Here is an 11,843-nt window from a genome sequence, read left to right as displayed (position 1 = left end):
GGTCTGGTGGGTCATCTGGAAGGCGGCGTTGTTGACCAGGACATCGATCCCGCCCAGCTCGTCGACAGCCTTCGGGATGACTGTCTTGGCGTGCGCTCGGTCAGCCAGGTCCCCGGGCACGAGCACGCACTTCCGGCCGGCGTCCTCGACGTACTTCGCGGTCTCCCGGGCGTCTTCGTGCTCGTCGAGGTAGGCGATGAGGACGTCGGCGCCCTCGCGAGCGAAGGCGATCGCCACGGCGCGGCCGATGCCGCTGTCGCCGCCGGTGATCACGGCGCGCTTCCCGGTCAGCTTCCCGGAGCCGCGGTAGCTCTCCTCGCCGTGGTCGGGCTTGGGGTCCATCTGGCCGAGCGTGCCGGGCGGGGTCTGCTGCTGCTCGGGCTGGGACTCGGGGCGGGGTGACGACACGGTGGTACCTCCTGCGGTCCGGGCGGCGGCACCCCAGCGCTCTGCTCACGCAGCCGGCGCATCCTCCGCGCCGGCCCGGTGCCGCGTCGTGCTCGCGCCTACCCCTGCGGCGGAGCGACGAACCGGACCTCTTCGACCGTCAGGCAGCCCGGCTGGTCAGACCCGAGCCGGGGAACGCGACGACGGCACTGCCGGGACGGTCCCACCGCATCTCCAGGTGACGACGACCGGCACCGTCCACGACGGGCACCCAACGACACTCCGGGCAACGACTCTCACGCATGTCCGATCCACCTTCCGTTCACCTGTTGTTCACCCGGTGACCAGTATCGGCCGGTTCCAGTCCCGCGCTTGAGTCTTCGTGACCGAACTGTGACCTGGGCCGCACGGAGCCGTCGGACGGCGGCGTCCGTGCGGGAACGTCCGGGGCGTCGGGCACGCTGTTCACCACGATGACGCTTTCTCCTGCCGGCACCGACTCGACCCCGACCGACTCCCCCGCCGCCGCACTGCCCTCGCCGGACGCGCCGACGCTGATCGCCGACCCCGGCGACCTCTCGGAGCTGTTCGCCCTGGGCGACGACCCGGACGCGGTCTTCGCCCGGTTCGCCGAGTGGGCCGAGGCCTCCGGCACGCCGCTGTACCCGGCGCAGGAGGAGGCGCTGATCGAGCTGGTCAGCGGCGCCAACGTCGTCCTGGCCACCCCGACCGGGTCGGGCAAGTCGCTGGTGGCCACCGGCGCCCAGTACGCCGCACTCGCCTCCGACCGGGTCAGCTTCTACACCGCACCGATCAAGGCGCTGGTGAGCGAGAAGTTCTTCGCCCTGTGCGGCGTCTTCGGCGCGGAGAACGTCGGCATGCTCACCGGCGACGCGAGCGTCAACGCCGACGCACCGATCATCGCCTGCACCGCCGAGGTGCTGGCCAACATCGCGCTGCGCGAGGGGCCGGACGCCGACATCGGCCTGGTCGTGATGGACGAGTTCCACTTCTACGGCGACCCCGATCGCGGGTGGGCCTGGCAGGTGCCGCTGATCGAGCTGCCGAAGGCCCAGTTCCTGCTGATGAGCGCCACCCTCGGCGACGTCACGACGCTCCGGGAGGACCTCACCCGCCGCACCGGCCGGCCCACCGCGCTGGTCGCCCACGCCGAGCGCCCGGTCCCGCTGCACCACTACTACGCGACGACGCCGATGCACGAGACGATCCAGGAGCTGCTGGACACCCGGCAGGCGCCGGTCTACGTCGTCCACTTCACCCAGGCCTCGGCGCTGGAGCGCGCCCAGGCGCTGATGAGCGTGAACGTCTCCACCAAGGAGCAGAAGCAGGCGATCGCCGATCTGATCGGCGGCTTCCGGTTCTCCTCCGCGTTCGGGACGACGCTGTCCCGGCTGGTGCGGCACGGCATCGGCGTCCACCACGCCGGGATGCTGCCCAAGTACCGGCGCCTGGTGGAGCAGCTGGCCCAGGCAGGGCTGCTCAAGGTCATCTGCGGCACCGACACCCTGGGCGTGGGCATCAACGTGCCGATCCGCACCGTGGTGTTCTCCGCCCTGAGCAAGTACGACGGCACCCGCACGCGGCTGCTCAACGCCCGGGAGTTCCACCAGATCGCCGGGCGGGCCGGCCGGGCCGGCTACGACACCGCCGGCACGGTCGTCGTCCAGGCGCCCGAGCACGAGGTGGAGAACCTCAAGCAGTTCGCCAAGGTCGCCGACGACCCGAAGAAGCGCCGCAAGCTGGTGCGCCGCAAGGTGCCCGACGGCATGGTGCCGTGGAACGAGTCGACCCAGCAGCGGCTGATCAACGCCGACCCCGAGCCGCTGAGCAGCCACTTCCGGGTGTCGACCGGCATGGTGCTCAACGTGCTGGCCCGGCCGGGCGACCCGGTGGCGGCGATGCGGCACCTGCTCACCGACAACCACGAGCCCCGCTCCCGCCAGCTGCGGCACGTCCGCGAGGTGATCGGCATCGCCCGGTCGCTGGTCACCGCCGGGGTCATCGAGCGGCTCGAGGTGCCCGAGCCCGACGGTCGCCGCTACCGGCTGACCCTGGACCTGCCGCCGGACTTCCAGCTCAACCAGCCGCTGTCGACGTTCGCACTCGCCGCGATCGACCTGCTCACCCCCGGCCCGGACGCCGAGGGCAACGACACCTACGCCCTGGACGTCGTCTCGGTCATCGAGGCCACGCTGGACGACCCGCGCCAGATCATCTCCGCGCAGCTGAACAAGGCCAAGGGCGAGGCCGTGGCGCAGATGAAGGCCGAGGGCATCGAGTACGAGGAGCGGATGGAGCTGCTGGAGGAGATCACCTACCCGCAGCCGCTCAAGGAGCTGCTCGACCACGCCTTCGAGATCTACTCCGCCGGCAACCCGTGGGCGCGCGACGCGCAGCTCTCCCCCAAGTCCGTCGTCCGGGACATGTGGGAGCAGGCGATGACGTTCCGAGAGCTGGTGAACCACTACGGGCTGACCCGCTCCGAAGGGGCGGTGCTGCGCTACTTGTCCGACGCCTTCAAGGCGCTGCGCTCCGGGGTGCCCGCCGACGCCCGCACCGAGGAGGTCACCGACATCGTCGAGTGGCTGGGTGAGCTGGTGCGCCAGGTCGACTCCTCACTGCTGGACGAGTGGGAGCAGCTGACCAGCGCCGACCAGCCGCTGGACGCCCCGGTCGCCGTCCCGGCCCGGCCCCGCCCGCTGACCGGCAACGAGCGGGCCTTCACCGCGATGATCCGCAACGCGCTGTTCCGCCGGGTCGAGCTCATCGCCCGGCGGCGCTGGTACGACCTCGGCGAGCTCGACTCCGCCGCCGGCTGGGACGCCGAGCGGTGGGGCGAGGTCGTGCAGGCCTACTTCGCCGAGCACGCCGACCTCAACACCGGCGGCGACGCCCGCGGCCCGGCCCTGCTGATCGTGGACAGGTCCGAGCCGCGGCTGTGGCGGGTGCGGCAGATCCTCGACGACCCGGCCGGCGACCACGACTGGGGCTTCGACGCCGAGATCGACCTGGATGCCTCCGACGAGGAGGGCGTGCTGGTCATGCGGCTGGTCGACGCCGGCCGCAAGGACTGAGGGCCAGGACCGGCATTGCACGCGCTTCGGCCGCAGTACACGTGCTGCAGCGCGAGCGATGCGTCCACAGCGCGTGCAATGTCGCGGTAGGCCGCGCAGTCAGTCGGGCGCCCGCCGGAAGGTCGGGCCGGGTGGCGGTGGGACGACGGCGGTCGGGTCGCGCCGGCGGCGGAGCTCCAGCGCCAGGCTCTCCTCGCCGCGGGCCATCGCCCACCGGTGGTTGGCCTCGAACGCCGGCCGCAGCAGCCAGCTGAGCCGGGCCAGCAGCGGCTTGGCCGCGCGCACCTGCCAGTCGTAGGTGATCACCACCTCCGGCCCCTCCTGCGCGAAGGTCCAGCGACCGTTGCCCACCAGGTCACCGACCGCGGCGAGGGCGAACCCGGTGTCGGTCATCGTCTCGGTGATCCGCAGCGTCCAGCGCAGCGTGTAGGGCAGCCATCCGGTGGTGAAGACCTCGACCGTGCGCCCGACCCCGTCCGGCCCGCCGTCAGCGACCGGCACGACGTCGAGGTAGACCGCCGGCCACCACCGCGGCAGGGCAGCGCTGTCGCTGAGCACCGCCCGCACCTCGGCGATCGTGCCGGGCACCCGCCAGACGGTGACGAAACAGTACGAGGGAGGGGCTGAGGGCACGACCCGCACTCTCCTCACCCGTGCGGGGGCTGTCCACGCCGCCCCCGAGGCCGGCAGTGGTCAGGCAAGGCACCGACGGCGCGGGCGACCCGATCGGGGGATCCAGGTCCCGCCCTCCGACGCCGAAGACCTGGGTGGACGCACCGGCGAGCGGAGCCGGGCCCGACGACGAGGACCGACATGCCCCCACTCCCGGCGATGCACCGGTCGGTCTTCCGTCGCCCCGCCGACCTGGTCGAGCGCACCCGTTGGCTGTTCGGGACCTGCGCCGTCGTCTCCCTGGTGCTCACCTCGTTCGGCGCCGTGGCGGGCGCAGGCACGTGGCGGTTGACGGCGGTCGCGGTGTCCGTGGCCGCGCTGCTCGCCTCCTGGCTGCACCGCTACACGGCCCGTCGCGGGTCGATCGCCCTGGACCTCCTCGACGCTGTGGCCGTCTGCGTGTTCGCCCTGGCCTCGCCGGTGCCCGCGGTGGCCCTCGGCGTGACCTTCTCCGCGCTGTGGTTCCGCGCCGTCTACGGCCGCACGTGGGAGACCTGGGCCTACACGGCCGCCCAGTGCGCCGGCCTGGTCGCCGCACTCCTGCTGTGGGAGGTCGTCCCCGGGCACGCCGGCGCTGCCCCGGCCGCCCCGCTGCTCGGCGCACTCCCGATCGCGCCCCTGCTCGCCGTGGTCGCCCGGCACCTGGCCGCGGTGCTGCAGGAACACCGGCAGGCGCAGGCCTGGGACGCCACGCTCGCCCGGCTGACCACCCAGCTGCTCGGCGTCACCGACGTCGCGCAGATCAGGCAGCGTGGCTGGGAGGCCGCGGAGCACATCTGCCGGATCACCCCCGGGCTGTCCATGGTCGTCATCGAGGACGACGGGACACACCTGGTCGTGCAGCGGTGCGCCGGCCTGGTCCAGCAGCTGCCCGACACCCTCGACCGCACCCCGGTCGCCGCCGGCCTGGCCGCCGCAACCGCCCGCAACCCCCGGCGCATCGCGGCTCCCCAGCAGCTCATCGTGTCGTCCGGCGGAGCGCGGTGCTGGGCGGCCATCCCGATGCCGGACGAGCCGGGCAGGTACCTCCTGCTGGGCGGCAGCGTGCTGCACCTCGAGGGCGTGGCCCTGATCCAGTCGCTGGTCAACCAGGCCGCCCTCGCCGTGCGGGCGACCAGCGCCTACCGCGAGCTGGAGGTGCAGGCGCGCACCGACGCCCTCACCGGCCTGGCGAACCGCAGCACCTTCTCCGCCGCGCTGGCGGCAGCGACCTCCGACGCCGACGGCGACCCGTGGGTGCTCTTCGTCGACCTCGACGACTTCAAGCTGGTCAACGACCGGCTGGGGCACGCGGCGGGCGACGAGCTGCTCCGCGCGGTGGGCGCACGGCTGGCCGGCGTCGTCCGTGCGCCTGGCCTGTGCGCCCGGCTGGGCGGCGACGAGTTCGCCGTCCTGGTGCACGCCGCCGATGCCGGGGAGGCCGAGACGCTGGGCCGGCGACTGGTCGAGGTCGCGTCCGCACCGGTCCAGCTGGGTGCCGGCACGGCGCGGGTGGGCGCCAGCGTGGGCGCCGCGTGCGTGCTGCCCGGCGCCTCCTGGACCAGCACGCTGCAGCAGGCCGACCTGGCGATGTACGCGGCCAAGGCGGCGGGCAAGAACCGGGTGCGGGTCGCCGGCTCCCCGCCGCCGGTCAGCACCGGAGCGCTCACCCCGGCCTGACCGCCGTGCGCGGGCTCACACGAGGCCGCTGTGACACCCTCGCGGCGATGCGGGCATGACGGCGTGGGAGATGGTCGCGGTGGCCGCCGCCGGGCTGGCCGCAGGCGGCATCAACGCCGTCGTCGGCTCCGGCACGCTGGTCACCTTCCCGGTGCTGCTGGCCGTCGGACTGCCCCCGGTGACCGCGACCATCACCAACTCCCTGGGCCTGGTCCCCGGCAACCTGACCGGGGCGATCGGCTACCGCAGGGAGCTGCGGGGTCAACGCCGGCTGCTGCTGCAGCTGCTCCCGGCGTCGGTGCTCGGGGCCCTGACCGGCGCCTTCCTGCTCCTGCACCTGCCTGCCTCGGCGTTCGAGGCGATCGTCCCGGCGCTGGTGGGGCTGGCCGTCGTGCTGGTCGCCGTCCAGCCGCTGCTGCAACGCCGGCTGGCCGCGCGCCGGGCCCGGGCGGGCACCGTCGAGGAGGAGCAGGGGATCGGCCCCCGCCGGCTGGCCGGGCTGTTCGCCGGCGCCTACGCGACCGGCACCTACGGCGGCTACTTCGCCGCCAGCCAGGGGGTGCTGCAGATCGGCATCTTCGGGTTGCTGCTCCGCGAGCCGCTGCACCGGCTCAACGCGATCAAGAACGTGTTGACCCTCGCCGTCAACGCGGTGGCGGCGCTGGCCTACGTGGTGGTGGCGGCGGAGCGGATCGACTGGCGCGCGGCCGCCCTGGTGGCCGCCGGTGCGCTGGTCGGCGGGTACGTCGGGTCGACGTTCGGACGGCGGCTGCCCGCGGCGCTGCTGCGGACCGCGATCGTGGTGCTCGGGCTGATCGCGATCTGGGTGCTGCTCCGCCGATGAGCGTCCTGGAGTTCGGGCTCCTGGCGCTGGCCGGGCTGGGCGCCGGGCTGATCGGCAGCATCGCCGGGCTGGCGTCCCTGATCAGCTACCCCGCGCTGCTGGCCACCGGCCTGTCGCCGGTGGCGGCCAACGTGACCAACACCGTGGCGCTGGTGCTCAGCGGCGTCGGCGCGGTGAGCGCGTCCCGACCGGAGCTGACCGGCCAACGGGACCGGCTGGTCCGGCTGGGGGCCGCCGGACTGCTCGGGGGCGTCGCCGGTGCGGTCCTGCTGCTGCTCACCTCAGCAGCGGCCTTCGAGCGGCTGGTGCCCTTCCTGATCGCCGGGGCCTCGGTCGCCATCCTCGTCCAGCGCCCGCCCCGTGAGCTGGCCGCCGAGGGTGCGGCGGCCGGGCAGCGGCACCGCGACCACTGGGGCCTGGTGCTGGGCACCTTCGGGGCCTCCGTCTACGCCGGCTACTTCGGAGCTGCCGCCGGCGTCGTGCTGCTGGCGATGTACCTGCTGGGCACCGGCGAGGGCGTGCCGCGCAGCAACGCCCTGAAGAACGTCGTCCTGGGGCTGGCCAACGGGGTCGCCGCGGTGGGCTACGCCTTCTTCGCCGACGTCGCCTGGCTGGCCGCCCTCCCCCTGGCGATCGGCTTCCTGCTCGGCGGCCGGCTCGGCCCGCGGGTGGTCCGCCGGGTGCCGCAGACGCTGCTCCGCCGGCTGATCGCCGTCGCCGGGCTGGCCCTCGCCGTCCACCTCGGGCTCGACGCCTTCGGCTGACCGCCCTCCGGTGGTGCGCGGTGGCTGCGGGCAGCAGGCTGGCCGTGCGCCGCCCGCACCCCTCGGACAGGAGTCGTCATGACCGGCACCAGCCCTGCGGCCCAGCGGTTCGCCGCCGCACTGGGTCAGCTGCCCCCGCCCGAACTGCGCGGTCCGGAGATGCTCGCCGTCCGGCTCACCCAGGCGTGCGTCGCCGCCCTCCCGATCGACGGCGCGGGGCTGAGCGTCCACGACGTGCACGGCCGGCGCATGCCGATCGGCGCGAGCGACCCGGCCGCCTCCCTGGCCGAGCGCCTGCAGTTCACCCACGGGGCCGGCCCGTGCCTGCGCGCGCACGACGACGGCCGCGTCATCGCCTTCGATGCGGCGGACATCGCCCGCAACTGGCCGGAGCTGCACGCCTCGCTGATCGGCGAGACGCCGTTCCGCGGCGTCCTGTCGGTGCCACTGCCACCGCCGCTGGGGCCCCTGGTCGTCCTCGACCTCTGGGTGCGTGAGCCGGCCACGCTGCCGGCCACCGACCGGGACGACGTCGTGCAGGTGACCGAGGCGCTGACCCGGGCGATGGCAGCCACCGTGACCGGCGCCCCGGCGACGGGGGCGCAACGCGGCTGGTGGGACGGGCCGGACGCCTCGAGCCGCGCGCGGGTCTGGCAGGCGACCGGCATGGTGAACGTCGCCCTGGGCCTGGACACCGCCGACGCCCTGGCCGTGCTCCGGGCGCACGCCTTCACCACCGGTCGGGTCGTCGACGACCTCGCCGACGACCTCGTGACCGGCCGGTTGTCGCTGGCCGAGCTGCGGACCGCGGACACCAGCTCCTGACCGGCGCCGCCAGACGGCGTGCCGGGCATCTGTTCAACCAGGTGGTTGACAAGCCTTCGACGGAGGTCCACCCTCGTCATCAACCGATCGGTTGACAACAAGAGGGGGTGTCGTGGCGGCAGATGCCCTGTCCCGGGTGTTCTCGGCCCTGGCCGACCCCACCCGGCGCGACATGGTGGCCCGGCTCGCCCTCGGCGACGCCACGGTCAACGAACTAGCCGCCCCCTACGAGGTGAGCCTGCAGGCGGTGTCCAAGCACCTCAAGGTGCTCGAGGACGCCGGCCTCGTCAGCCGCAGCCGGGAGGCCCAGCGCCGCCCGGTGCACCTGGAGGCGCAGGTCTTCGACCTGATGACGAAGTGGATCGAGCGCTACCGGCGTGCAGCCGAGCAGCGCTACCGCCGGCTCGACGACGTCCTGGCTGCCATGCCGGACGACGTCTCCCCCACCCCTGGACAGGAAGGCCCGTCATGACCAGCACCAACACCCGAGAGACCCAGATCGTCGCCGACCCGGACGTCCCGCTCGTCCGGATCACCCGCGAGTTCGACGCCCCCCGGGAGAAGGTGTTCCGCGCGCACACCGACCCGGCCCTGGTCGTGCAGTGGCAGGGCCCGAACGGCATCGAGTCGCGGATCGACCACTACGACTGCCGCACCGGTGGCTCGTACCGCTACGTGCACGTCCAGGGCGGTGAGGAGCACGGCTTCCACGGCTGCTTCCACGAGGTCCGCTCCCCCGAGCTCATCGTGCAGACCTTCACCTACGAGGGCTTCCCGGACGGCGTCGCACTGGAGAAGCTCGTGCTCGAGGAGCTCCCCGGTGGGCGCACCCGGCTCACCGCCACCTCGCTCGTCGACTCCTTCGAGGGCCGGGACGGCTTCCTGGCCAGCGGCATGGAGAGCGGGGTGCGGCAGGGCTACCAGCGCCTCGACGCCCTGCTCGCCGGCTGATCCCGGGCCGAGGAGGAGCCGGCGATGACGACGACCGGGACCCGACGGCGACCCGGGTCGACCATCGGGACGGTGGCCCACTGGACCGTGCGGATCGGGCTCGTCGCGGTCTTCGCGGCGGCGGGCCTGGCCAAGCTCGGCGGCGACGCCACGATGGTCGAGCTGTTCGACGACATCGGCGCGGGCCAGGGCCTGCGGTTCCTGGTCGGGTCGCTGGAGCTGGCCGGCGCGGTCGGCCTCCTGGTGCCCCGCCTGGCCCGGACGGCGGCGATCTGCCTCGCCCTGCTGATGGTGGGCGCGACCGTGACCAACGTGGCGGTGCTGCACACCAGCGCCCTGCTCACGGTGGTGCTGGGGCTGGCCGCGGCGGGCCTGGCCTGGGTGTGGCCCGGTCAGCGGGGACAGCGCTGACCGGGCCGGGGGTCAGACCCCGCCGTTGGTGACGTAGGCGCTCAGCAGCAGCACGAAGGCGCTGGCGGTGATCAGCAGCCGGGCCGGGGTGAGGCCGTTGAGCAGACCGGCGATCACCCCCGCGTTCGAGGCCCGCACCTCGGCGGCCTGGGCGCCGCGGCGGAGCAGCCGCACCTCGTCGGCCAGGAGGGTGCCGCCGGCGCCCAGCAGCGTCAGCCCGAGGACGACGAACACCAGGGACAGCCGCTGGTCGAAGGTGTCCACCGCCGGCGCCAGGAACAGCACCACGATCAGGCCCAGCAGCAGGCCGATCCCGGCGCCGGCCACCGGGGCCCAGGGGCCCATCCGCACCATCGGTCCCCCGCGCCGGGGCAGTCGCGGCCGAGGCCGGAAGCCGACCGGGGCGGTCGGGTGGGGAGGAGCCGGTGGTTCGGTGGCCGGTTCCTCCCCCTGCTCCGGCCCGGCCGCGGCAGCCGCCTCGACCGGTGCGCCCTGCGGCACCTCGTCCGCGGTCTCCGGCACGGCCGGCCCCGGTCCACCCTGCGTCCGTTGGCCGGGCACCACCGCCGCCGCCGTCGACCCGGTGTCCGTCCGTCGTCCGTCCTGCTCGACCGGTCCGGCCGCCAGCACGTCCTGCTCGTCGCTCATCTGTGTGATCACCTCGGGTGCGGACGCTAGGTGGGCCCTGCGACGAACCAGTGCAGGTGCCCGGGTGTGGCGCGCGGGACGCGCGGGACACCGGCGGGGAGTGACCCACCGTGGTCCCCCGCGGCCAGAGCGTCAACTCCGCCGGCGCAGCGTCGGCCTCGCCGGCACGGCGTCGGCTACAGCAGCCGCCGGCTGTCCTCGGCGACGACCCGCAGCCAGCGGTACCCGTAGCCCTCCAGCGCCAGCTCGGCCGAGCCGTCCTCCGCGAGCTGCTCGCCGCCTGCGGTGAGCAGGTCCTCCAGCCGGTGACCGGTCCCGCAGCCGGGCACCGTGAGCGGCACCGTCAAGGGGTCCGGGCCGAGGTTGTGCACCGCGAGCAGCGCCCCGTCGTCCCAGGTGCACAGGTGCGCCAGGACGGCGGCGTGCGGCTGCTCCAGCAGCTGGAAGCCGCCCCAGCCCAGCTCCGGGGACTCCCGGTAGCGGCGGATGAGCAGCTTCATGAACGACAGCAGCGAGTCCGGGTCGCGGCGCTGGTCGGCGACGTTGACGAACTCAGGGGCGAAACCACCGTCGACGACCGGCCGGGTCAGCTCCTTCGCCGGTGCGTCGGAGAAGCCGCCGTTGGCGCCGCTGGTCCACTGCATCGGGGTGCGCACCGACAGCCGGCTGCCGGCCGAGAGGTCCTCCCCCATCCCGATCTCCTCGCCGTAGAAGAGCACCGGGGTGCCGGGCAGGGAGAACAGCAGGCTGTAGACCATCCGCACCCGCCGCGGGTCGCCGGCCAGCATCGGCGGCAGCCGGCGGATCAGGCCACGGTCGTAGACCTGCATCGACTCCTCCGGCCCGAAGGCGGCGAACACCTCGGCCCGCTCGTCGTCGCCGAGCTTGTCCAGGGTGAGCTCGTCGTGGTTGCGCACGAACGTGCCCCACTGGCTGTCCGGGGAGATCGCCGGCCGGGCGGCCAGCGAGGCGGCCAGCGGCCCGGCGTCACCGCGGGCCAGCGACAGGTACATCTGCTGCATGGTGTTGAAGTCGAACTGCATGGTCAGCTCGTCGCCGTCCTGCCCGCCGAAGAACTCCGCCTGCTGCTCGAACGGCAGGTTCACCTCCCCGAGCAGGACGCCCGAGCCGGTGCGGCGGCCCAGGAACGCACGCAGCGCGCGCAGGTACTCGTGCGGGTCGGGGAAGTGCGCGGCGTCGTCCGGGTCCACGCCGTCCGTCTCCAGCAGGAACGGGACGGCGTCGACCCGGAAGCCGGACAGGCCCAGCTCCAGCCAGAAGCCCATGATCTTGGCGATCTCGTCCCGCACCCGGGGGTTGGTGACGTCGAGGTCGGGCTGCTCGGAGTAGAAGCGGTGCAGGTACCACTCCCCCGTCTCCGGGCTGTGCGTCCAGATGCCGCCCTCGGCATCGGGGAAGACCACCTGGTCGCTGGTGTCCGGCGGCTCGTCGCCCCGCCAGACGTAGAAGTCCCGGTACGGGGAGTCCTTGCTGGCCTTGGCCGACTGGAACCACGGGTGCTGGTCGGAGGTGTGGTTGACGACCAGGTCGGCGATGACCCGCATGCCGCGGTCCTTCGCCGTCCGG

12 protein-coding genes are annotated in these 11,843 nt (G+C 73.7%); 8 read left to right on the top strand and 4 right to left on the bottom strand.

Annotation, left to right across the window (positions count from 1 at the left end):
- Window positions 1–408, bottom strand: a 408-nt coding sequence (locus G5C62_RS21945; RefSeq protein WP_206330783.1) for an SDR family NAD(P)-dependent oxidoreductase, incomplete at its 3' end; no start/stop codon positions are given.
- 452 nt (window positions 409–860) lie between these two features.
- Between G5C62_RS21945 and G5C62_RS21940 the strand changes: the two genes are divergently transcribed.
- Window positions 861–3,482, top strand: coding sequence for an RNA helicase (locus G5C62_RS21940; protein ID WP_206330782.1), 2,622 nt, complete (start codon window positions 861–863; stop codon window positions 3,480–3,482).
- Between the two features lie 99 nt (window positions 3,483–3,581).
- Here the strand turns inward: G5C62_RS21940 and G5C62_RS21935 are convergent, their stop codons facing one another.
- Complete coding sequence (locus G5C62_RS21935) at window positions 3,582–4,115, bottom strand: SRPBCC family protein (protein ID WP_206330781.1); 534 nt, start codon at window positions 4,113–4,115, stop codon at window positions 3,582–3,584.
- 180 nt (window positions 4,116–4,295) lie between these two features.
- On the opposite strand from G5C62_RS21935, the gene G5C62_RS21930 reads away from it, so the two are divergent.
- The 7 genes from G5C62_RS21930 (at window position 4,296) to G5C62_RS21900 (ending at window position 9,608) form a co-directional block, all read left to right on the top strand.
- Window positions 4,296–5,813, top strand: coding sequence for a GGDEF domain-containing protein (locus tag G5C62_RS21930; protein WP_164702674.1), 1,518 nt, complete (start codon window positions 4,296–4,298; stop codon window positions 5,811–5,813).
- Between the two features lie 55 nt (window positions 5,814–5,868).
- Entirely contained in the window at window positions 5,869–6,657 is a 789-nt protein-coding gene (locus G5C62_RS21925) for a sulfite exporter TauE/SafE family protein (protein ID WP_164702673.1), read from the top strand.
- Window positions 6,654–7,421, top strand: coding sequence for a sulfite exporter TauE/SafE family protein (locus tag G5C62_RS21920; RefSeq protein WP_164702672.1), 768 nt, complete (start codon window positions 6,654–6,656; stop codon window positions 7,419–7,421). The genes G5C62_RS21925 and G5C62_RS21920 overlap by 4 nt, the downstream gene beginning before the upstream one ends.
- Window positions 7,422–7,499: 78 nt before the next feature.
- Complete coding sequence (locus G5C62_RS21915) at window positions 7,500–8,246, top strand: ANTAR domain-containing protein (RefSeq protein ID WP_164702671.1); 747 nt, start codon at window positions 7,500–7,502, stop codon at window positions 8,244–8,246.
- A gap of 112 nt (window positions 8,247–8,358) precedes the next feature.
- Complete coding sequence (locus tag G5C62_RS21910) at window positions 8,359–8,718, top strand: helix-turn-helix transcriptional regulator (protein ID WP_164702670.1); 360 nt, start codon at window positions 8,359–8,361, stop codon at window positions 8,716–8,718.
- Entirely contained in the window at window positions 8,715–9,197 is a 483-nt protein-coding gene (locus G5C62_RS21905) for an SRPBCC family protein (protein WP_036336504.1), read from the top strand. Before G5C62_RS21910 ends, G5C62_RS21905 begins: the two co-directional genes overlap by 4 nt.
- 24 nt (window positions 9,198–9,221) lie before the next feature.
- Window positions 9,222–9,608 carry a DoxX family protein gene (locus G5C62_RS21900; protein ID WP_164702669.1) on the top strand — a complete coding sequence of 129 codons (387 nt, stop codon included), beginning with the start codon at window positions 9,222–9,224 and terminating at the stop codon, window positions 9,606–9,608.
- 12 nt (window positions 9,609–9,620) lie between these two features.
- On the opposite strand, the gene G5C62_RS21895 is transcribed toward G5C62_RS21900, so the two are convergent.
- The gene (locus tag G5C62_RS21895; RefSeq protein ID WP_164702668.1) at window positions 9,621–10,256 is read right to left on the bottom strand and encodes a hypothetical protein; all 636 of its coding nucleotides are present in this window, start codon (window positions 10,254–10,256) and stop codon (window positions 9,621–9,623) included.
- Window positions 10,257–10,432: 176 nt separating this feature from the next.
- Window positions 10,433–11,843, bottom strand: a 1,411-nt coding sequence (locus G5C62_RS21890) for an alpha-amylase family glycosyl hydrolase (RefSeq protein WP_164702667.1), incomplete at its 5' end; no start/stop codon positions are given.

This window comes from Modestobacter sp. KNN46-3 (assembly GCF_011039295.1).
This window is presented reverse-complemented; position numbering and strand designations above follow the sequence as displayed.